Source organism: Chitinophaga pendula, assembly GCF_020386615.1.
GTDB lineage: Bacteria > Bacteroidota > Bacteroidia > Chitinophagales > Chitinophagaceae > Chitinophaga > Chitinophaga pendula.
The window spans coordinates 5923086-5945504 of the sequence record NZ_CP077769.1 but is presented as its reverse complement, the minus strand read 5'-3'; the positions used below and the strand labels follow the sequence as shown (position 1 = coordinate 5945504).

Sequence of the window (22419 nt, the reverse complement as noted above, 5' to 3'; positions counted from 1 at the left end):
CAATTATTTTTTTATACTTTGAAAATCAGAGGTTTACATTGCTTTTGAAGATCTTCACGGCTATGGCGAGGAGGATAACCCCGAAGAATTTACGTACTACCATGAGGCCTGCTTTGCCTAATATTCTTTCGATGTAACTCAGTGATCGCAGTACTATATAGATAACAACGAGGTTGATCAGAATGCCGGCCATGATATTGTACTCTCCGAAATTCGCTTTGAGGGACATGACGGTGGTGAGTGTTCCGGAGCCAGCGATGAGGGGGAATGCGATGGGCACTACGCTGCCTGACTTTGCATCTTTTTCGCTTTTGAAGAATTCGATACCTAGGATCATTTCGAGGCCTATGACGAAAATCACGATGGAGCCGGCTACGGCGAAGGAGTTGACATCAACGCTCATGAGCTTCAGAAAGGGCTCACCTACCAGCAGGAATCCGATCATGAGGAAGCCAGAGGCGAGTGTGGCTTTACCAGCATCTATATTGCCTAGTTTCTCCTTGAGCGAGATGAGTACCGGGATGGAGCCCAGGATATCAATCACGGCAAACAGGGTGAAGCTGATGGCGAGGATTTGTTCGAAGCTAAACATTTGGTTGATACATTTTTAACAAATATAATGTTTTGATCTGACCGTAGGTAGTGGAAAGATTGGCTTCGTTAAGTTTTGGGCGGCCTGTAAAAAGCTGTTGGTAGTTGCTTTCCAATTTCCGTTCTTTGTTGCTTATTGTGGTAGTGCGCCAAGCAAATAAAGCAGTATGACAGAAGATATAATTATTCAGATCAGTAATAAAATCAAAGAGAAGCGGAAGGCCAAGGGTATCACTATTCAGGAGCTGGCAGATAAAGCTGATGTCAGCAAAGGTTTGATCTCGCAGATCGAAAATAATCGTACGGTGCCATCTCTTTTGGTATTGATCAATATTATCCGTTCGCTGAACCTGGATATGAATGAGTTCTTTAACGAGATCGATCAGCAGCAGCAATCCGGGAAGGTGATCATACGGCAGCAGGCCGACTACCAGGAATTTGAGAAAGAGAATGCGAAAGGGTTCCTTTACAAACGTATCCTTACAAAGAATGTAAAGAACTACCCGGTTGATATTGTGATGCTGGAGTTAAAGAAGGGAGCGAAGCGTGCGCAGACCGTTAAGACGGATGCCTATGAATATAAATATATAGTAAAGAGCATGGTCGAATACCAGGTAGATAATGAGAAGTACCTGCTGAAGGAAGGAGATTCTCTTTTCTTCGATGGACGCCTGGGCCATAAGCCTGCTAACATAGGGGAGGAGGATGCGCTGATCCTGGTCGTTTATTTCTTTATGGAAGGGAATTAATCCCTGTTTTTTTAGCCCTTAAGATCCCCTCTTTTATACCTATTGTACTGTTTTAGTTTAGCTAAACATTTAGCGGATTTTTCCTTAATTCGTGCCTGTCAACAGGTTAAGCTGTTTTACAAATACTTAACAATTCCTTTAGTAATACTTAACAATTAGGTTACATTGTACTGCAACATTTGCATGGGAAAACAAACCATTCTTCGTTTTTAATCTATACTCCATGCAACATTATTTACGCAACCAAATCAAATCAGTTGGTTGGTTATTGGCCTTATGTCTGAGCGGAACGGCCGCCTATGCGCAACAGGCAGTTACCGGACATGTGGCAGATGCCGACAGTAAGCAACCGGTGATCGGAGCTACCGTCAAGGTCAAGGGGACTTCCCGTGGAACGTCGACAGACGTTTCAGGTTTGTTTAAGATCACTGCGGATCCTGCGGATACGCTGATCGTTACTTTTATAGGATATACACCTGTCCGTATACCCGTAAACGGGCAACATGATATAGAGATCGCCTTGCTGGCGGATAAGAAGGCATTGGATGAGGTGGTGGTAACAGCGTTAGGTATACGGAAGGAAGTAAAACGCCTGGGTTATGCGGTGCAGGAGGTAAAAGGTTCTGACCTCATAAAAGCGCGTGAGCCCAATCCTATCAATGGATTGGTGGGTAAGGTAGCGGGTCTTACGGTAGGTGCTTCCGGTGAGCTGTTGGGTGCACCGCAGGTATTATTGCGTGGTAGCAGTATTAACCTGTTTGTCGTGGATGGTGTGCCTATCAACTCTGATACCTGGAATATTTCTCCGGATGATATAGAGAGTTATACGGTACTGAAAGGTGCTACTGCCAGTGCGTTGTATGGTTCCCGTGGATTGAACGGTGCTATTATGATCACTACAAAAAAGGGTTCTAAAGATAAGCGTGGATTCTCTGTGGAATTCAACTCCAGTACTATGTTTGATCGTGGTTTCAATGCTATTCCGAAGGTACAGGACGAATATGGTCCTGGTGACCACGGGAAATATGCATTTGTAAACGGAAAGGGCGCGGGTACTAACGACGGTGACTATGATATCTGGGGCCCTAAATTTGAAGGGCAGTTGATTCCTCAGTATGATAGCCCGGTGGATCCTGTTACAGGTGTTCGCCAGGGGACGCCGTGGATTGCCCGTGGTAAGGATAATCTTAAACGTTTTTTGCAGACAGGCGTGTTGTCTACCAACAGTATAGCGGTATCTTCTCATACGGAGAAATCAGATCTGCGATTCTCGCTGTCTCACAGTTACCAGAACAGTATTGTTCCCAAAAACAATTTGAACATTACGAACTTCAATATCTCTGCTGGTCATAGTTTTTCTGACCGTTTACGTCTGGATGCTTATCTGAATTACAATCGTCAGTATACGCCGAATTTCCCGGATGTGCAGTATGGTCCCAACAGTATGATATACAACATGGTGATCTGGTCTGGTGCAGACTGGAATGTGGACGATATGCGTAATTACTGGCAGCCAGGTAAGGAAGGTATACAGTCATTGTTTGCCGAGTATCAGCGTTACCAGAACCCCTGGTTTATGGTGAATGAGTGGAAGCGTGGGCATTACAAGACGGATGTGAACGGATACGCCAAGCTGTCTTACAAGCTTAGCAACCATCTGGACCTGCTGGCCCGTACGCAGGTAACCAGCTATGATCTGTTACGTACGGAGAAGGTGCCTTATTCTGCGCATCCTTATGGTATGGAGGACGGACTGGGTAACTACCGAGAGGATAAGCGGACTATGTTTGAGAATAATACGGACCTGTTACTGACCTACAACAATACCTTTACCGGCAATATCAGCCTGCGTGCTTCTGTGGGTGGTAATGCGCGTTCTTTCTCTTATAAATCCAGTTTTGTAACGACAGACTACCTGAACGTACCTGGATTGTATACTTTCTCTAACTCTCTGAACCCGCTGAAGGCCAGCAATTTTACTTCAAATATGTTGGTGTTGAGTACTTATGGTTATGCGGATGTGACCTTTAATAAATATGCGACCTTATCACTGACAGGTCGTGTTGATAAGCTGTCTACACTGCCTAAGGGGAATGATGTTTATTTCTATCCTTCTGTGTCGCTTAGTACTGTTGTATCTGATTATGTGCGTCTGCCGGAGGTGATTTCCATGTTGAAGTTCAGAGGTTCTTATGCGAATGTGAAGGGTGGTTTGACTTCTCCTACTATCGGTGCTACTCCTCAGGGATCTTATCCGATCGGTTATGGTGCGGAGTACCAGTCTTCTTATGATGGACCTTCTTTCGAGAATTTCTCCGGTTATAGTGTACAGCCGGTGTATGATACGAAGATCGGTGCGAAGTTTACCAGGACTATTGCCAATCCTCAGTTGAAGCCATTCTCCAGTACTGCTTACGAGGCTGGTATGGACATTCGTTTCCTGCAGAACAGGATCGGTCTGGATGTGACCTATTTCGTAACGAAGAACGGTCCACGTATTTATTCGCTGCCGGTAACGGATGCTACTGGTTATGAGAAGATACTTGTGAACGGTGTAGTGACCCGTAAGAAGGGATGGGAGATTTCGCTGACGGGTTCTCCATTGCGTAGTTCCAACGGATTGAACTGGGATATCATGGCTAACTGGTCTACTTTCAAGGAGCGTTATGTAAGTTTTTATCCCGGTGTAAATACGATCAATACTTACTTTAAGGCAGGGGACCGTGTAGACGGATTTTATGGGTCTACGTTTGTTAAGACGCCGGATGGTCAGCTGATCTACGATTTCGCGATGCAGAAGAACCCTGACGGTACTGAGACACGTGTGTCTACTGGTTTGCCGTTGAAGTCGCCTAAAGACAGGTTCCTGGGTTATACGAATCCTGACTGGGTATGGTCTATCAACAACAGTTTCCGTTATAAACAATTCAACTTCAGCTTCCAGTTTGACGGACGTGTAGGAGGTAAGATGATCAACTACATCCAGCAGCAGACCTATCGTGGCGGCCGTAATATCAAGACGGTACAAGGTGCTATGGGTGAGGCCCGTTACAACGACTATAAAGGTGTGAAATCCTGGAATGGCGGTGGTGTATGGGTATCTAACGGTGTGCCTATTCAATATGACAATGACGGTAATGTAACTAACTATAAGGACCTGGTATTTTCTCCTAATACTACCAAGACGTTCTTACAGGATTACGTGAGTGTTTATTACAGCACTAACGAGGCTAATATGATCAGCAAGACTTTTGCTAAACTGCGTGAGGTGGTGATTGGCTATACTTTGCCACAGCGTATGCTGGGCCGGAGCTTTATCCGCCAGGCGAATATCTCCTTTGTGGGCAGGAACCTGTTGTATTTTGCTGCTAACAAGGACCTGGATATTGACCAGTATGCCGGTGACCAAGCTTCTTCTTCTCTGCAAACGCCTGCTACCAAACGTTATGGTGTGAACATTAACCTTACTTTCTGATAAATACCCGCATTTAAAAAGCATTATTATGAGAACATTAAAAATAGTTGCCTTTTCCGCTTTGCTGGGTGTTGCATTCAGCAGCTGTAACAAGCAATTTACTGACTACGAGAAAAACGAGAATAAGCCTTCCCAGGTACCTCCGGGGTTGGTACTGGCCAATATACTTTCTGATGTGAACCTATACAAGCCGTGGAGTGATGTGACGCGACTGAACCAGTTTGACGCCTGTAACTATAACTATTATGGCGATCAGCGTTATGATAACAAGGTTGCTAACCTGGGTGATTACTACTTGTTGGAGAATGTGGTGAAGATGGAGGGTGAGGCGACGCGTCTTGGTGGTGGTAAGGTGAATCCATACGCTGCTATTGGTAAGTTTTTCAAAGCGTTTGGTTACTACCGTATGAGCAGCCTGGTGGGTGATCTTCCGATGACGGAGGCGTTGAAAGGGCAGGATAACCTGCGTCCGGCTTATGATGAGCAGCGGAAGATATTTGTGCAGATACTGCAATGGCTGGATGAAGCGAATAATGACCTGGATCAGCTGATCAACAATCCAGATAAGAGCAATACGTCTCCCGGGCAGACGCTCAGTAACGATTATACTTATGCTAACCGGCTGGAAAGCTGGAGGAAGCTGGTGAACACTTTCCGTTTGCGTGTGCTGATCTCCCTGAGCAAGAAAGAGTCGGATGCGGATCTGAGGCTGGCGCAACAGTTCCAGACTATCCTGAGCAATCCTGCGAAATATCCATTGATGGAAAGTTCGCAGGACAACTTCCAGTATATCTACAACAACATTAACAAGTATCCGAGCAATCCCAGTAATCTGGGTAATGATGCTACCCGTTATAATATGACGGCTGCTTATCTGAATACGCTGGTATCTTTGAAGGACCCCCGGGCTTATATTACTGCGGAGCCTGCGACTGGTCAGCTGAGACAAGGTAAAACGCCTGCGGATATTACGGCTTATGTAGGTGCTGCTTCCGGCGAGAGTTTGGAGGACATGTCGTCTAAGATGTCTGATGTAAACAACGCTGCTTATTCTGTACGTAGCCGTACCCGTTATTATTCCAGCAATGCGGGGGAGCCCGGTGTATTTGTAGGCTATCCTGAGCTGTGTTTTAATATTGCGGAAGCCATCAACCGCAGATGGGCTACCGGTGATGCAGAGCAGTGGTATAAAAAGGGTATTAAGGCATCGCTTTCCTTCTATAACGTACCTGTAAGCGGTGCGGGTCAGATCAGGAAGATCTACCCTTATGATAGTAAGGATGCCAAGGATACTTATACTATTCCTTTTGACTTTGACGGTGTTTATTATGCCCAGGAGGCGGTGAAGTATAAAGGTGACAATGCGGACGGTCTTAAGCAGATACTGACGCAGAAATACCTGGCTTTCTTCCAGGGCTCTGACTGGGAAGGTTATCTGAACTGGCGCAGGACGGGTGTACCTGCTTTCAGTGCGGGGCCTGGAACTGGTAATAACGGGCGGGTACCTGTACGATTCAGGTATCCTGATAACCATCGTGCATCTAATGAGGATAACTGGAAGGCGGCGTTGCAGCGGCAGTTTGGGTCTGGCATTGATGATATCAATGGTGTGATGTGGCTTATCAAGTAAAAAATACGATTGTATAACTGGGTCCTCCTTCCGGGCGAATAAAGCCGGGAAGGGGGATCTTTCATTTTTATGATATGGATTATCAGCAAGCATTAGCGGTTACTACGGAGATTTTCCGGTTATATGAATTACACGGTGCGGAGGATTATATCGGGGAGCCGGTATCCCAGTTGGAGCATATGAGTCAGGCTGCGCAGCTGGCGGAGCTGGCAGGTTGCCGGGATGAGGTGGTCCTGGCTGCTTTTTTCCACGATATCGGGCATTTATGTGCGGCGAATGATGCGGCCTCTATGCATGGGTATGGTGTGGTGGATCATGAGGGGCTGGGAGCCGCTTACCTGGAGGAAAAGGGGTTTCCTTCTACGCTGGCGCAGCTGGTAGGGTCGCATGTGGAAGCGAAGCGTTATCTCACGTATAAATTCCCATCGTATTATGAGCAGCTGTCTGTGGCCAGCCGGGAGACGCTGGCGATGCAGGGCGGGCCTATGACGGAGGAGGAGGCGCAGGTATTCGAGTCTCATCCTTTGTATACGGACATGGTATTATTGCGGGAGTGGGATGATCAGGCGAAAGAGACGGATATGCCGGTGCCGGACCTGGCGAGGTATAAGGAGATGGCGATTCGGGTGCTGACTCAAAAGTAAGGTAATACTATACTTTGTATGATATAATTAACTTTAAGTTCAGTATTTGTTAACATTCGGTTCATATTAGAATCTCACTTTTGGTAGATTAACAGTGAACTATGTTACAAATCCCCTGGTTACGTAAAAGATTGGAGCGGGCCCACTACCTTACTTTCTCTATTTATGCGGCGTTGGTGTCGTTTGGCACTTATTCGTGTATGTATGCTTTCAGGAAGCCGTTTACAACGGGCATATTTGAAGGGGTAACCTTTTTGGGTATTGACTATAAGATATGGTTGGTGATTGCGCAGACGGTGGGGTATGCGGCGAGTAAGTTTTACGGCATACGGTTTATTGCGGAGATGAAGGGGAACCGGCGTGCGCAGAGTATTTTGTTGCTGGTAGCTATTGCGTGGTTGTCATTGTTATTATTTGCGATCGTACCGGCGCCTTACAATATTGTATTCCTGTTTGTGAATGGGTTTCCGTTGGGGATGATCTGGGGGTTGGTGTTTAGTTATCTGGAGGGCAGGCGTAGTACGGAGTTTATGGGGGCGGTGTTGTCTATCAGTTTTATATTTTCTTCGGGATTTGTGAAGTCTGCCGGTAAGACGGTGATGGTGGACTGGCATGTGACGGAGTATTGGATGCCTTTTGTGACAGGCTTACTATTTTCCTTACCGATTGTACTGTTTGTATTGTTACTGGAGCAGATACCGCCGCCCAGTGTGGAGGATGAGCGTATGCGAACTAAACGTGCGCCGATGAACAAGGAGCAGCGGCGGCGTTTTGTGCAGCAGTTTTTACCCGGATTGATCTTGCTGGTGGCTACTTATGTGTTGTTGACGGTGTTGCGGGACATACGGGATAATTTTGCGGCGGATATCTGGACGGACTTGGGGATGGGGCAGCAGCCGGCGGTGTTTACGCAGACGGAGATCCCTATTTCGCTCGCTATATTGGCGATCATGAGTTTGCTGGTATTTGTAAAGAATAACTACAAGGCATTTATGTTGAATCATTTGCTGGTGATCGTGGGATTTTTGATAGCGGGAGGTAGTACGATGTTGTTCCAGCGGCAGCAGATCGATCCTGTTTGGTGGATGATGTTGACGGGGTTGGGCCTTTATATGGGGTATATTCCTTTTAACTGTATCTTTTTCGAGCGGCTGATCGCGGTGTTCAAGTATGTGAGCAATGTGGGTTTTATCATTTATGTGGCTGATTCTTTTGGTTACCTGGGCAGTGTGGGGGTCTTGTTGTTCCGGAATTTCAGCGGGATGAAGATTTCCTGGAGTCAGTTTTTCGGCGACCTGGTGATCGGGGCGATGGCGACGGGTATATTGATGATGTGTATATCAGCCTGGTATTTCCGGCGTAAGAGTCAGCACGGGCGTGTATTGCCCGGGGATGTAGCCGGTGGTACGGCGCCATCGGATCTGCGTATGATCACGAACTAATTGTTGATACTTACTACTTCTGTTTTTCCTTCCTTTATTTTCAGGTGTGCGGTGCGGCCGTATTCCACCCTGATGTCGAAAGACTTATCCAGCGGGGTGTTGGTGGCATACGCCAGTATGGCGCGTATTACGCCGCTGTGTGCTACTATGATGGCATCGCTGTTTTTTCCTACTATTTCGTTGAAGCATTCGATGCTGCGCAGGTATAGGTCGTGGTAGCTTTCGCCACCAGGTACGCGTGCGTATACGTAGTTATCCATCCAGGCCTGGAGGGCATTTTCTCCCAGTGAATCCCATGTTTTCATTTCCCAGTCTCCGAAGTTGAGTTCTTTGAGGCGAGCGTCGCGGGTGACTGTTTCGCCGAATAGGTGTGTGGCGAGGCGTGCGCAACGTTGTAGGGGGCTGGTATAGATATCAAAGCTGCGGGTATCTGGCAGGATGGTGCTGATGCGTGCTGCTTCTTCCTGGAAGGAAGGGGCGACATCGAGATCGGCGAAGCCATAGCAGGTACCCCGGGATATTGCTGGTGTGGTGTGACGGATCAGGTAAATTTCCATTGTATGATACAAAAGCACAAATATATAACTGTTTCTGCAACCTGTTGTGTGGCGCCGAGGCAGTCGCCGGTGTAGCCGCCGATCCATTTACGCATGAGTCGGACGAGGTAGGTGCGGGCGATCCAGATGGCGGGGATGGTGATGAGTAGCCAGTATTGGTGTTGCCAGCTGATCCATGCCAGGAGTGGGAGTAGTCCCAATGCGGCTGCGACCAGGAGGGCGGGCGTGGTGATGCCTTTGGAGACGGGTTTGGCTTTGCTGTCTTCATTTTCCCTGACGTAGGGGAGGCTATAGATGACGGTTACTGCCAGTAGTCTGCTGAGTGGGTGTGCGATCAGTAAGGCGGCGATGGCTGTGGGCAGGGGTAGTGATTGCAGGCAATAGAATTTGAGTAGCAGCAGGATGGTGAGTCCTGCCATGCCATAGGTACCTATACGGCTATCTTTCATGATATCCAGTATTTTGGCTTTGGTCCAGCCGCCGCCGAATCCATCGCACATATCTGCGAATCCATCTTCGTGGAAGGCGCCGGTGATCCATATGCCGCTGGCGAGTGTGAGTAGCAGGACGACGGGTATGGGAAGTATGAAATGGAGGCCGTAAGTTATGGCGGCCATGGCGCCACCTACTATCCAGCCGATAAGGGGGAGATAGCAGGTGGCTTTGTTGAGTCGGTCGGCTGCATGGTCTATACCGGCGGGTACGGGTATGCGGGTATAGAACATGACGGCGGTCCAGAATAGCTGGTATTGTTCTTTCATGTTGTGTGTGTCGAGTGTATTAGTGTTTACCGGCGACGCCAGCATCGCTGAAGCTGGCCATTTCGCGGAGGAATGCGACGGCGTTTTGTATCAGTGGCATGGCGATGGCGGCGCCGGTGCCTTCGCCTAGTCGCATGTCGAGTTGCAGTAGTGGTTGTGCTTCCAGGTAATGTAATAATTGTTCGTGTCCTTTTTCATTGGAGGTATGTGCGAAGAGGCAGTAGTCGCGGGAGGCTGGTTGCAGTTTGACGGCGGCCAGCAGGGCGGTGGTGACGATGAATCCATCTATTACGACGATCATATTAAGGGATGCGGCTTTGAGTATGGCACCGCTTATCATGGCGATTTCGAATCCGCCGAAGGTGGCCAGTACCTGGAGGGGATCGGTGGGTATGCCCTGTTTGTTGAGGGCTTGTTGGAGGATGGCTTTTTTTTGCACCAATTGTTGGGCGTTGCTACCGGTGCCGGCGCCGATGCAGTTGGCGAGGGGGATGCCGGTATAGCAGCACATGAGGAGGGAAGCGGCGGAGGTGTTGCCTATTCCCATTTCGCCGAAGCCGATGATATTGCAGCCTTCCTGGTGTAGTTGCTGAACTACGTCTGCGCCTGCTTGTATGGCCAGCAGGCATTGATCTCTGCTCATGGCAGGTTCATGGAGGTAGTTGCGGGTGCCCATGGCTATCTTTTTATCGATGAGCAAGGGATGTTGTGTAAAGGAGTGGTTGACGCCGGCGTCGACGATTTGGAGGTTGAGTTGTTGCTGACGGCAGAATACGTTGATGGCGGCGCCGCCGTTGAGGAAGTTGTATACCATTTGGGTGGTGACAGCCTGAGGGAAGGGGTTGACCTGTCCATCGGCGGCGATGCCATGATCGGCGGCGAATACCACGATGGCCGGGTGTTTTAGTTCCGGGAGGGTGGTTTGCTGGATGAGGGCAATCTGGAGGGCTGTCTGTTCGAGTTTTCCGAGGGAGCCCTGAGGTTTTGTCTTCTGATCGATCTTGTCCTGTATGGATGATAGCAGTTGACGGGATATGGAGGGGATCGCTGGAATATTCATGGCCTGTCATTAAAAAAGCACACCAGGCATGATTGGGATATGACGGGGCCCATATAGCCTGGTATGCGTTATGATGGAATAATATTATGATGCGGCGGTAGCGGCTTTGACGGATACGGCGAGGCCGGATACCATTAAAGTTACTTCTTGAGCGAGATGGGCGATGTATTGGTTGGCCCAGCCCTGGAGGTCGGTGAATTTACGTCCGATGGCTGTTTCTGCGTGTACGCCCATTCCTATTTCGTTGGTGACGATGATGAAGTTGCCTTTCATTTCGGCGAGTTTGCGTACTTCCTGTTTGATGGCTTCGAGGGAGGGGGATACTTCGTAGCTGTATTGCATGAAGAAGTTGGTGAGCCAGAGGGTAACGCAGTCTATTACGACGGTTCGGCCTTCGATGGGGAGGGTGCTGACCTGCAGTTGTTCTTCGAAAGTGGTCCATTCTGGACCGCGGTCGTTTTTATGGCGTTGTACTCTTTCGCCGAAGTCCTGGTCCCAGACTTTGGCGGTGGCGACGTATACGGGTTCCGGGGACAGGCGGAGTGCGAGTTCCTGTGCGTACCTGCTTTTTCCGGAGCGTGCTCCGCCGGTGATGAGATAGATCATGATTCGGTCGGCGTTATTATTTAACGTTGATCTGGTAGTCGTATGCCAGTTCGCCGGCTGTATTGAATGCTTTATAGGTCACTCTGTAGTTGCCGGCGGATGGCGGTGTGAAATTATAGGCGGAGTCTACGCTGGCTTTGCGGCTGTTGACGATCCACATGTAGGTCATGCCGGCTGTGCTTTCCAGTTTAGGGTACAGCTGTAATGTTTGGCCTACGTTGATGGTATCTTTTCCGTCTTTGATACCTGAGTCTTTCATTTTAGGAAAGGGGTATGTGGGAACGGTGTTGTTATTGCTTTTACAAGCGAGGAAAGCGGTGGTAATGATTGCTGTGATGGCCAGGTAGCGTTTGATCCCGGATAATTTCATTGCTATATCTTTTTATAAATAGTTATCAGTTAATGCGTTGCTACTTGTTGTGCATACAGGGCTTTATATTTCTGTTGCAAGTGTGAAGGTACGGTAAATATTTCCGGATGGAAAAGGCCGGCCAGTAGTTCTGAGCCATCGACGAGGGTGGCGGCGCTGGGTTGTGTGAACAGGTCGTAGTCGGCGACGAATACGGCGTTGTTTTTTACGGCCTGTAGTTGGTGCCATTCGGGTTTATTGGAAAGTAGTTCGAGTTCCTGGAGGGATCTGTCGACGTTGAAGCCGCAGGGGGCGATGACGAGGACTTCCGGGTTGTACCGGACGATCTTGTCCCAGCTGGTGACGATGGAGTCGCCTGCGGGGTTGGAGAGCATGTCTACGCCGCCTGCGTAGGCGATCTGATAGGGTATCCAGTGTCCGCAGTTGTAGATGGGTGCGATCCATTCGAGGAGCATGACGCTGCGTAGCGGTGCTTTATTGGCGCGGAGGGTATCTACTATTTTATCGAGGCGTTGCTGGAGGGCGGCGAGGTATGTATAGGCTGCTTCTTCGTGACCGAGGGCCTGTGCGATGGTGATGGCGCAGGTGAATACGTCCTGCAGGTTGTTAGGGCTGAGGGCGACGAGTTGTGGTTGTTTGGGCAGTTTATAGATGGCTTGTTGGGTGCAGTGGGTATCGATCTGGCATACTTCGCAGACATCTTGTGTGAAGATGATGTCGGGGGCGATGTTTTCGAGCAAGGGTTCATCTACATAGTAGAGGCTTTTCCCCTGGGCTTTGGAGGCGGAGAAAATGCGATCTATTTCCTGGCTGGAGTAGTTATGTCCTTCCAGTACACAGCGGACGATTTTGGGCTGTTCTGCTGCGATCTGAGGGCATTCGAAGGTAACGCCCTGCAGGAGGTGTTGCAGGCCCATATCGTAGATCATTTGTGTAGCTGCCGGCAGGAAAGAGGAGGCTATCATATGTTGTTGTTTATAATAACTATCCCCGGTTGATGCCGGGGATAGTCACCTGAGTATTAAAATCGCTTAAAGATAGTTAAAATCAGGGAAGCAGGGAGAGGTCGGCGGCGCCGGCTACTTCTGTGGATACTTCGCCGAGGGTGCCATTCATTTTCTGGATGCCGCTTTGCACTTTCACGAAGTCGATGCTGGCGAGGCTCACGGGGTTACCGCTGGCGTTAACGGCCCAGGAGATATCGATTTTATCGCCATCGGGGGTGGAGTCCGCATATCCTGTGATGGTAGGTCCGCCGGCGTAGTTGTCGGGGAGGCGGGTACCACCCAGTGCGTAGGAGTTTACGCCCAGCCAGAGGGGGTAGTAAGAAGCCTGTGTATGCCAGGAGTTGCGCAATACGAGGCCGTTATCGCCGGTGTTGCTGGTCCAGGGTACATCTGCGTTTTGTGGGGAGGGCAGTGTGTAGGTTACTACATAGTTGTGTTTAGTAGCGGTGTTGTTGTAGTAGGAGCCTTTGATCTGGTACCAGGGATCGTCTGCGAGGCCGTTGGCGTTGACATCTCTGGAGACCCATACTACGCCGGGTTCGCTGAAGTAGTTGCCATTGGATTCGAATGCGTTGCCGTAGATGATAAAATCTGTTTTGTTGGCCTGGTTGGTGATGCTGTGATCGAATCCGAAGATGATGTATCCGCCGTATGCGCCGAGGGTTACGATCTTTTGCCAGTTGGCGGGGTCATATACGCCGATAACGTTCTGGGCATCGGACTGGGAGCCATAGGTAGCGTTGATAAACTGGCCAGGTGCTGGTTTGTATTCCAGTACACGTGTTACATAGGGGCTTACTACTCTTTCGGTTTGGGATTTGTTGTTCTGACCGGTGAGGGCAGCAGCGTCGGGGCTGATGGCTTCTTTCTGACAGGCGGCGAAAGTCAGGGCCAGGGCACTGGCTGCGATCAGTACGCTTTTTTTTGTGTTCATACTTTTAGTTTAGAATAATGAAGGAAATATGGATTTGGGTAATTCTGTACAATTTAGTGTTGCACTCCGCAATAGAATGGCGTACCGGGTTTAGTTGGAGTTTAAGGTTTACACAGGGGGTGCGGGTTCGCGTTCACGGCTCCTTTTAGGTGGCAAAGGTATCAGGGGCAGTTGCGGAGTACTGCCCCTGATGTGGTATGGTGCTATTTTCTATAGAAAGCAAATGATGATGCGAAGTCGCCGGATGTTTTAAACCAGTTCTTCTTAGTGCCGGTGGCAGAGAGAACATATACCTGTGTGGGATATACGCCGCCATCGGAGAGGTATATATCGGAGGTAACAGGATCTACTACTATGCCGTAGGGTACTTTGATGGATTTGTCTGTGCCATCGGTGATAAAGTTGTCGGATATCTTTGTTTCGGTAGCGACATTGAATTTGATATAAGTCGGTTTGCTGGTTTCCCAGTTGTAGTTGATGAAGAAGCCGTTGTCGTCCTGGATGGCTATTGCTGTAGCGAGGAAGCCCAGTTTTTTCTTGACTGTTTCGGTTTTGGTATCGAATACGTATACATCGCCCGGTGCTACGACTACGGCGCCTGCGTATTGATCCTGGCCGACGCAATAGATATCGCCATATTTATCTGCTACGAGCCGGCCCATGTTTTTGGTTACGACTACTTTTTTGATCTCTGTCAGGGAGTTGAGGTCGATGACAGAGAGTGTGGAGTCGTACTGGCCAACGGTGCCGGGGGGAGCGTATACGACATCCTGCCAGCCGGCGTTGGCTACGTAGAGTTTATCACCTACTACGGTCATGCCTTCGGGGGTTTTACCGACTTTGATACTTTTTACGATGGAGAGGTTGCCGGTATCAATTACGGTTACGGTGCCATCGTATGCGTTTACGAAGGCTTTGTCTTTATAGAAAGCTACGTAGCGTGGTTGTTTTTTGGGCAGATAGATGGTTTTGATAGATTTTACTGTTTTGGCATCTACTACTTCTACTTTGTTACTATTGTTTACGACGATATACATTTTGCTGCCGTAAACCTTTACGTCCTGTCCTACGTCGCCCAGTTTGTTACCCAGTCTGTTATTGAGTGAGTCTGTTTTGTTGGGGTTTGCGGCGGTGAAGATGTTGAAGCTAAGTCTTTGTTGTTTGAAGTCGAAGTAATCGAGGGTAGCACTGTTGGTACCCATGTTGCCTTCATTGAGGATGTATATGCCTTCATCTACTACGGGAGGTTCCGGGATGGGGGCATCTTTTTTACTACAAGCGGTGACGAAAAGTGCTGCGGCGGTGAAGAGGCTGAGCAGTTTTGCGTGTTGTTTAATAGAATTGTTATTCATACTGTTCAATTTTTAAAATGAGAATGATGCCATGAAGCGGAAATTGCGACCTGGCATCGGGTAGTTGTAGGCGACATCGTAGTACTTGTTCAGGATGTTGTTGAGTTCTGCGGTGAACCGGATGTCTTTGAATTTGCGGGTACGGAGATTGTAAGCGGCTACTATATCTGAAGTATACCACGCGGGCATATAATTTTTCGGCGGGTCTGCGAAGTCGGCAAACCGGTCGCCGACGTAGTTGAATCGGTAGGTCAGTTCCCAGGTGCGCCATTCCAGTCCGAGGTTTACAGCGCCGCTATGTGTGGGCATGTATGGGACGGGGATTGGGTTGTTGATGCCGAAAGAGAGTTCTCTGGCGTGCTGCCAGGTGTAATTGATATCTGTATGGAGGGTGATGGTAGCTGGTAGTTGCCAATCGTTTTTTTGTGTAATGTCGACGCCTTTGATATCTACTTTGCCCAGGTTGATCATGGTCCAGCGGAACATGTTGGCGGTGGGGATGGCGACTATTTTGTCGGTGACGTTGTTGTAGTATGCATCTACCTGGATGGAGAAGTTTTTAAGGGCGCTGGTGGTCATTTTTCTCCAGGTGAGGCCCAGGTTGTATTGTTTGGTATATTCTGGTTTCAGCTTGGCGTTTCCTATCAGGAGGTAGTAGAGATCGTTGAGGGTGGGCATCCGGAAGATGTCTTTATAGAAGGCCCTTATGTAGAACTCTTCGTGTTTCAGAGGTTGATAGGCGATCGATATTGCGGGTGTGAGTATTTGTTTGTTGGGAGCTGCGGTGCCGAACTTCACGGATTCGCTGACGGCGGTACCGAGGAGATTGGCTTGCAGTTCGAGTTGTGGTAGTTTGATGGCGGTGGCGAGGGCGCCGTACCCGGTGTAGCGGGTTGGGAATGCGAATCCTACCTGGGAGCCTTTTACATAGTTGTAGATGAAGTCTCCGCTGAGGGATAGGTCCCACCAGGATTTGATGCTGTATTTGTTGGCCAGGGAGAGGTATAGTTCCTGTTGGGTATACCTGTTGTCCTGGAATTTGGCGGTGTTGAGTACATCCGGGTCGGTGTATCGCATATAGTCGTTAGCGAATTTGGCGTTGACCAGGAGGCTGTATTTGGGGTGGAATGTTTTTTTGTAGTGTGCCTGGATGAAGATGTTGCGGTCTTCCTGTCTTTGTCGGTGGTCGAAGTTATCGACGAGGATATAGCCCGGTAGTCCGCGTTCGGACTGGTAGTGATACAAGCGGAGGGACCAATCGCTGCTATCTTTCATATTGCCGTTGACGGCGGCTTCTACGCGGAAGGCGTTGATATCGGCGTTGGTGCGGGTGAGGGGTGTTTTATCCGCTTCATCTCTTTTGAATTTATAGCGACCGTTGGCGTTGATCCATTCGGTGCTGATGGAGGCGGAGATGCGGTCATTTATTTTTTGCTGCCAGAGGAGGCCGGGGTTCAGGAGGCCGAAGGAGCCGGTTTTGAAGGTAGCTTTGCCATGTATGTTTTCGCCTTTTGCGAAGGAGGGTTTGATGGGTTTGAGGTAGAGGGTGCTGGCGGCGGAGAAGTTGCGGGCGGGGAGGAAGATGTCATTGCTTTGGCCATTGAAGAGGGTGATCATTTCGAGGTTGTCGAGGGAGAATTTGCCCAGGTCGATGCTTCCATTTTGTGGGTTGCCTACTTGGATGCCATCGTAGAATACGCCGACGTGGTTGCTGCCGAGGCTGCGGACGTTGACGGTTTTGAGGCCGCCTATGCCGCCATAATCTTTTATTTGAACGCCGGAGAATGACTTGATGGCATCAGCGACGGAGGTAGCGGTTAGTTTTTTGAGTTGTTCGATGTCGAGTGTTTGTGCGGGGGTAGGGGAGCTGGTGTTGTCCAGCAGGTATTTGGCGTTGACATTGATTTCCCGGAGGTGCCGGGAGGTATCGTTAGGGGTATTTTGAGCAGTCAGCGACTGCGGTATTAGGCAGGCGATGAGAAGTGAGTAGTAGCAACATGCTGTAAGCAAACGTTTCACGTAGCGCATTTTTTGGTATTGACAGACAGCGCTACGGGGAGGGGAAAGTACGTGCCAATCGGGGTACGCTGGGGGGCGTAACCGGGGCTATCGTTGCTTTTCACCCGAAAGCGCTGAAAGTGATTGATATCTGGCAGGTCTTCTGGCTTACTGTTTTGAAGGCCGTCTTCCCACTTTTTGAGGAGCAGTGACTTTATTGGCATTCACTTCCGCTTACGGGCGGAGCAGTATTACAGCTACGGGGATAGCTCCGGATTTGCACCGGATTCCCTTTTAAGATCCAGGTTTGTTGAGGGCCGGGATCACCAGGTATTGGTATGTGTTAAGATACCGGCAGCGAGCCGCCGGTTTGTTATTGTTTATGAATGAGCTGCTGCAGCGGGGTAGCTACGTTGTACGAGTTCGAAACCTCCGAAGAAGAGGATGCTGTACACGAGGTTACCGATGAGCATATTTTTCATGTAAGGGATGGCGAGTGCGAGGCACTTGGCCAGTCCGGCAGCATTTTTTGGGAAAGGCTGGCCGGTGGTGATATCGATGCCATAGAGGAATGGGCCGATATCGGCGATGATCCAGTGGGCTACTACGGCGGCGACAGCTGCGACGAGTACGTTGGTAGCGTTCACTTTGCGGATGATCAGTTGTCCTACGAGGACCATAGCGGCGAAGCTAAGGTATGTCCATATCCATCCGCTATAGAGGAGGCCTTGCATGTGTTCTTTGTAGAACAGTTCCATCATGAGAACGTCGCTGACGAAGAGGGTGAGCAAGGGGAGGATGTATGATTTCCATTTATCGGAGAAGTAGGCGCCGCCGAAGAGGGCCATTGCACCGATGGGGGTGATATTAGAGAATGGAGTGAGTTGTCCGCCATTTAGTACGCGGAGGACGCCGGCTGCCAGGATGAACAGCATCAGGATACTAAATCTTGGATTTAGGTTCTTGATAGACATATCAGATATTTAGGTAGTTTGGTTGGATTAAGTCTGATTATTAGTGTAACAATACTATTGTCAGCAGGCTTAATGTGAGCGCAAACCTACATTTTTTTATCGAAACTCTTTCTTATAAAGCGAAAGGCTGGAGGATATGTGTCCTTCAGCCTTTCATTATCAATGATATATGAAGGTCATCAACCCGGCATACGGGAGATGTACTTATCCATTTCTTTTATTTGGCTTACGAGTTGTTCTGTGGTTGGTTTTTGTGCTTTAGCGCGGCGGAAGAAGTCTTTTGCTGTTTTGAAGTCGCGGCGGCTCATGGCGATGGAGGCCAGTGTGAGCAATGCTGCGGCGGTATTTTCTTTATCGGGGAGGCCCATTCGCACGGCTTTTTTCAGGTTTTGGTCGGCGCCTTTGAGGTCATTTTTCTGATAGGCGATGGTACCTAGCTGGAAGTATTGCATGCCTTCGTATTCTTTCATGGGGCTACCGGACTTGATGCTTTGGCGGATAGTGGCTTCGGCTTTGTCGAGGTCTTTATTATACATGGCCATGTTGCTCTGCATGAAGTAGTATACGGAGCGGATGGGTTTGTAGAGTAGTTTGGGGAATGCTACTTTGTTCATGAGGGCGGTAGCGCGGTCGATGTCGCCGGCTTCTACGGCTTCTTGAACGAGGCGCATGGGGCCGAACAGGAAGTGGGTGACGAGGCAGATCACTGCCAGTAAGAGTACGATGGTTGCTTCCCACCAGCCTACTGTGAAGCCCAGGGCGATGCCGCCTAACAACAAAACGATACCGATAGGGAAGCGATATAGCACGAAAAAATTAAATGCCTTCATGGGTGGTAATAATTCTATTTAATGTCCTAAAATCCAGGGGAGGGCAAAGATAAACAAAAAAATTCGCGGTGTAGCAGGCTGTTGTAAAAGCGCTGTTATCCCTATGAGGTTTGCGTGGCGGTGTTGCCATTGCGCCGGACGAGGTTGGCGGTGATGATGGCGCCGAGGATGACGGCGATGCCGGTAGCTTGTATCCAGGAGACGGGTTCGTGGAGTATGATCATGGCGGAGGTGACGGCTACGGGAAGTTCGACGGTGCTGAGGATGGCGCCGAGGGCTACGCCGGTCTGGGGCATTCCTTTGGCGAACAGGAATGGGGGCAGTACGGTGCCGAATAGGGCGAGGGGGATACCCCAGAGGAGGAGGGGGCTGTGGAGGAGGCGTCCATTGATGAGATATGCTGGCGGTAGTATGCAGCAGATGAGTATGAATGCGCCGGTGACCATCCAGGCGCTTTTGAGTACGGGGGAGAGGGCTGTGCCGGTACGGCCGCTGACTACGATGAATACGGTGTAGCACATGGCGGCGAGTAGTCCGAAGGCGATGCCTTGCCATTGGAGGGGTGGCATATCGCCGTTGAGTGTACCGCTGGCGAGGAGGGTACCTGCGAGGATGAATGCGACGCAGGTCCATTGTATGGCGGTGGGTCTTTTTTTATAGCGTACCCGTTCGGCGACCATGCTCATCCAGGTGAACTGCATGAGGAGGATGATGGCGATGCTGGCGGGGATGTATTGCACGCTTTGATAGTAGGTGATGCTGACGAGGCCGGTCGAGCTGCCCAGCAGGAATGCCTGCCGGGCGTTACGATCTTTGAGGGAGAAGGTGGGACGCCGGGAGAGCAGGTGTATGGTCCATAAGGTGATCATACCCAGTCCTGCCTGGATGCCACATAGTTCTGTGAGGGTAAACCCTTCGTGATAGCCTGATTTAACGATGGTGGACAGTACGCCGAAGCTACATGCCCCCAGTAATACCAATAAGATTCCTTTCCACATGCTGCTGATTGCTTTGGGCCGGCGAAGTTACGTCAGGCTTTTTATTTCCTTTCGACATTTGGCAATAGTCCGGTGAGCAGTCCTATGAGGGGGAGGTATGCGCAGACATGGAATACGTAGTTGATGCTGGTTCTGTCGGCGAGTTCGCCCAGGAGTGCGGAGGCGATGCCGCCCATTCCGAAGGCAAGTCCGAAGAACAGGCCTGCCATCATGCCTACTTTGCCTGGTACGAGTTCCTGCGCGTATACGAGGATAGCGGAGAATGCGGACGAGAGGATGACGCCGATGAATACGCTCAGTACGGCGGTCCAGAACAGGTTGGCATAGGGGAGTAGTAAGGTGAATGGAGCTACGCCGAGGATGGATATCCAGATGACGTATTTGCGGCCGATGCGGTCGCCGAGGGGGCCACCGAGGAAGGTACCGGCTGCGATGGAGGCGAGGAAGATAAAGAGGTACATCTGTGAGCTTCTTACGGGCACATGAAACTTATCGATGAGGTAGAAGGTGTAATAGCTGGTCATGCTGGCCATGTAGAAGTACTTAGAGAATACCAGTATCATGAGTAAAGTAAGGGCGAAGACTACTTTCCCACCAGGGAGTTGCGGGTTTTGCAGGTGGGTGTGGGTCTTCTTTTTAATGCGATGGGTATTTCCCTTGTACCATTTGCTGATGTTGAACATGACGATGATGGCGAGGAGTGCGGCCAGGGAGAACCAGATGATATGGAACTGTCCGAAGGGGACGATGATGAGTGCTGCGAGGAGGGGTCCGAGGGAGCTACCGGCGTTGCCACCCACCTGGAAGAGGGATTGGGCCATGCCATGTTTGCCACCGGATGCCATGTGAGCGAGCCGGGATGCTTCGGGGTGGAAGATGGCGGAGCCGACGCCTACGAGGCCTACGGAGAAGAGTAGCATGACGAAGTGGTGAGACATGGAGAGGCTGATGAGGCCTAGGAGGGTGAAGGCCATGCCGATGGCGAGGGAGTGGGGCAAGGGATGTTTGTCGGTGTAGAGGCCTACCAGTGGTTGTAACAGGGAAGCGGTGAGTTGGTAGGTGAGGGTAATGAGGCCGATCTGGGAGAAGGACAGATTGAGGGAGTCCTTTACGATCGGGTAGATGGAAGGTATCAATGACTGGATGGTGTCATTGAGGAGGTGGGAGAAACTGAGGGCCAGCAGCACGGAGTAGACGGTGTTTTGAGCCAGTTTTTGTGCGGTGGCGGCAGCCGTAGGTTGTGTTTCCTGGAGTGTTGTTTCCATTACAGAGCGTTTGTAATCAGATCATCTGACGTTTGGTGATAAAAAGATAGCGCTGTGATAGGTGGCCTGCGCTAAGCTGTTGATATTATTTTCCTCCCGCGATTTTTCCGGCCCAGTACAATGCCTGTTTGGGTTCCTGATCGGCGATGCTTTGATACAGGGATTCGTGCAGGTGTTGTGACATGGTGAAGGTGGTAGTGTCCGGGTATAAATCGAGGAAGGAGTTTTTCAGGTGTTTGGCGACTGTTTTGTACAGGTCGGCGAGTACGTCATTTTTGCCTGCTTCGGCGATGGCGGTATGGAAGTTGATATCGGCGTCGATGCAGGCGGTTTTATCGCCGGCGTCTCCATATTCTTTGCGGAGTTGGAGGAAGCGGCTGATTTTGTTCAGGTCTTGTTCGGAGCGCCATTGGGCGGCTTTTTCGGCGATCTTTTGTTCGAGCATGAGGCGTACCTCATTGAGATCGGAGAACATGGCTCTCTGGAGGCGTTGTCCGAGGGGTTCTGCGATACCTTGTATTTCTTCTACGAAGGAGCCGACGCCTTGCTGGACCCTGATGAGGCCTGCGTTGCAGAGTATTCTGACGGCTTCGCGGATGGTAGATCGGCCTACGCCGAACTGTTGCATGAGTTCTGGTTCGGTGGGCAGCTGTTGTCCGGCCTGGTATTGACCCAGGGATATCTGCTGTTGCAGGCGGGTAGCTACCTCGTTGGCGAGGCTTTGGCGTTTTACCGGTGAGTTGAGATTATTCATCATATCATCAGATGAATGCAAAGGTACATAAAAAGAAACGGGAATGACAAGTGATCTTGAAATTTTTTAAGAGATTGATAGACAGCTTTTTAGATGGTTTATTGTATGTAGTGTGTTGATTGTCAGGATATTGGGGAGGACTTGTATAAGCGTTGTATAAGCATTGTATAGGCATTCTATAGTCATTGTATAAGTGAGGTATACGTAGGGTATAGCCGTTGTATATCCTTTGTATAAGTTTGGATAGGTGTAGCTTATACAAACACTATACGCATGTTATACGAATGCTACAGGAGAGTTATAGGAATGGTATGCGGAGGGGAGGAAGGGGATGTTTTTCAAGTAGGGATCTTGAAGTTGCGGCCGTGGGAGGATAGATAGGGGGTAGGGTTGCATCAGGTGGTGAGGTGAGACAGGGGCTG

20 protein-coding genes and 1 riboswitch are annotated in these 22419 nt (G+C 49.7%); of the genes, 5 read left to right on the top strand and 15 right to left on the bottom strand.

Annotated features, from left to right (window positions below; all coding sequences use genetic code 11):
• Nucleotides 1-25: 25 nt before the first annotated feature.
• Nucleotides 26-592, bottom strand: coding sequence for a MarC family protein (locus tag KTO58_RS22025; RefSeq protein ID WP_095837328.1), 567 nt, complete (start codon nucleotides 590-592; stop codon nucleotides 26-28).
• 166 nt (nucleotides 593-758) lie between these two features.
• Here KTO58_RS22025 and KTO58_RS22020 point away from each other — a divergent pair, with 166 nt between their 5' ends.
• The 5 genes from KTO58_RS22020 to KTO58_RS22000 all read left to right on the top strand — a co-directional run bounded on the left by KTO58_RS22020 (nucleotide 759) and on the right by KTO58_RS22000 (nucleotide 8531).
• A complete protein-coding gene (locus KTO58_RS22020; protein ID WP_095837329.1) occupies nucleotides 759-1340 on the top strand; it encodes a helix-turn-helix domain-containing protein in 582 nt (193 codons plus the stop codon).
• Between the two features lie 223 nt (nucleotides 1341-1563).
• Complete coding sequence (locus tag KTO58_RS22015) at nucleotides 1564-4815, top strand: SusC/RagA family TonB-linked outer membrane protein (protein WP_095837330.1); 3252 nt, start codon at nucleotides 1564-1566, stop codon at nucleotides 4813-4815.
• 28 nt (nucleotides 4816-4843) lie between these two features.
• On the top strand, nucleotides 4844-6445 hold the full coding sequence (locus KTO58_RS22010) for a SusD/RagB family nutrient-binding outer membrane lipoprotein (RefSeq protein WP_095837331.1): 1602 nt from the start codon (nucleotides 4844-4846) through the stop codon (nucleotides 6443-6445).
• A gap of 74 nt (nucleotides 6446-6519) precedes the next feature.
• Nucleotides 6520-7089 (top strand): phosphonate degradation HD-domain oxygenase, encoded by a 570-nt coding sequence (locus KTO58_RS22005; protein ID WP_095837332.1) that lies wholly within the window; start codon nucleotides 6520-6522, stop codon nucleotides 7087-7089.
• 101 nt (nucleotides 7090-7190) lie between these two features.
• Nucleotides 7191-8531 (top strand): DUF5690 family protein, encoded by a 1341-nt coding sequence (locus tag KTO58_RS22000; RefSeq protein WP_095837333.1) that lies wholly within the window; start codon nucleotides 7191-7193, stop codon nucleotides 8529-8531.
• Here the strand turns inward: KTO58_RS22000 and cobC are convergent.
• The 14 genes from cobC to KTO58_RS21930 all read right to left on the bottom strand — a co-directional run bounded on the left by cobC (nucleotide 8528) and on the right by KTO58_RS21930 (nucleotide 22000).
• Nucleotides 8528-9088, bottom strand: coding sequence for an alpha-ribazole phosphatase (cobC, locus tag KTO58_RS21995; RefSeq protein ID WP_157752792.1), 561 nt, complete (start codon nucleotides 9086-9088; stop codon nucleotides 8528-8530). The genes KTO58_RS22000 and cobC overlap by 4 nt on opposite strands.
• Complete coding sequence (locus tag KTO58_RS21990; RefSeq protein ID WP_095841447.1) at nucleotides 9073-9849, bottom strand: adenosylcobinamide-GDP ribazoletransferase; 777 nt, start codon at nucleotides 9847-9849, stop codon at nucleotides 9073-9075. The genes cobC and KTO58_RS21990 overlap by 16 nt, the downstream gene beginning before the upstream one ends.
• A 19-nt stretch (nucleotides 9850-9868) precedes the next feature.
• Complete coding sequence (gene cobT, locus KTO58_RS21985) at nucleotides 9869-10909, bottom strand: nicotinate-nucleotide--dimethylbenzimidazole phosphoribosyltransferase (protein ID WP_095837335.1); 1041 nt, start codon at nucleotides 10907-10909, stop codon at nucleotides 9869-9871.
• Between the two features lie 84 nt (nucleotides 10910-10993).
• Nucleotides 10994-11515, bottom strand: coding sequence for a bifunctional adenosylcobinamide kinase/adenosylcobinamide-phosphate guanylyltransferase (cobU, locus tag KTO58_RS21980; protein ID WP_095837336.1), 522 nt, complete (start codon nucleotides 11513-11515; stop codon nucleotides 10994-10996).
• Nucleotides 11516-11531: 16 nt separating this feature from the next.
• Nucleotides 11532-11885, bottom strand: coding sequence for a PKD-like domain-containing protein (locus KTO58_RS21975; RefSeq protein WP_095837337.1), 354 nt, complete (start codon nucleotides 11883-11885; stop codon nucleotides 11532-11534).
• A 29-nt stretch (nucleotides 11886-11914) separates the two neighbouring features.
• Nucleotides 11915-12850: an ABC transporter substrate-binding protein gene (locus tag KTO58_RS21970; protein ID WP_095837338.1), complete on the bottom strand. Its 936-nt coding sequence runs from the start codon at nucleotides 12848-12850 to the stop codon at nucleotides 11915-11917.
• An 82-nt stretch (nucleotides 12851-12932) separates the two neighbouring features.
• Entirely contained in the window at nucleotides 12933-13826 is an 894-nt protein-coding gene (locus KTO58_RS21965) for a cell surface protein (RefSeq protein WP_095837339.1), read from the bottom strand.
• Between the two features lie 203 nt (nucleotides 13827-14029).
• Nucleotides 14030-15178, bottom strand: a complete 1149-nt coding sequence (locus KTO58_RS21960) for a YncE family protein (RefSeq protein ID WP_095837340.1) — start codon at nucleotides 15176-15178, stop codon at nucleotides 14030-14032.
• A 12-nt stretch (nucleotides 15179-15190) separates the two neighbouring features.
• Nucleotides 15191-17197, bottom strand: coding sequence for a TonB-dependent receptor (locus KTO58_RS21955; RefSeq protein WP_198315154.1), 2007 nt, complete (start codon nucleotides 17195-17197; stop codon nucleotides 15191-15193).
• 115 nt (nucleotides 17198-17312) lie between these two features.
• Nucleotides 17313-17522, bottom strand: a riboswitch (cobalamin riboswitch).
• Between the two features lie 34 nt (nucleotides 17523-17556).
• Nucleotides 17557-18150, bottom strand: a complete 594-nt coding sequence (locus KTO58_RS21950; RefSeq protein WP_095837342.1) for a DUF6580 family putative transport protein — start codon at nucleotides 18148-18150, stop codon at nucleotides 17557-17559.
• Between the two features lie 179 nt (nucleotides 18151-18329).
• Entirely contained in the window at nucleotides 18330-18980 is a 651-nt protein-coding gene (locus tag KTO58_RS21945; protein ID WP_095837343.1) for a tetratricopeptide repeat protein, read from the bottom strand.
• A gap of 101 nt (nucleotides 18981-19081) precedes the next feature.
• Nucleotides 19082-19978 carry an EamA family transporter gene (locus KTO58_RS21940; RefSeq protein WP_095837344.1) on the bottom strand — a complete coding sequence of 299 codons (897 nt, stop codon included), beginning with the start codon at nucleotides 19976-19978 and terminating at the stop codon, nucleotides 19082-19084.
• A gap of 41 nt (nucleotides 19979-20019) precedes the next feature.
• Nucleotides 20020-21243, bottom strand: a complete 1224-nt coding sequence (locus tag KTO58_RS21935) for an MFS transporter (protein WP_095837345.1) — start codon at nucleotides 21241-21243, stop codon at nucleotides 20020-20022.
• A gap of 85 nt (nucleotides 21244-21328) precedes the next feature.
• A complete protein-coding gene (locus tag KTO58_RS21930) occupies nucleotides 21329-22000 on the bottom strand; it encodes a FadR/GntR family transcriptional regulator (protein ID WP_095837346.1) in 672 nt (223 codons plus the stop codon).
• Nucleotides 22001-22419: the final 419 nt, after the last annotated feature.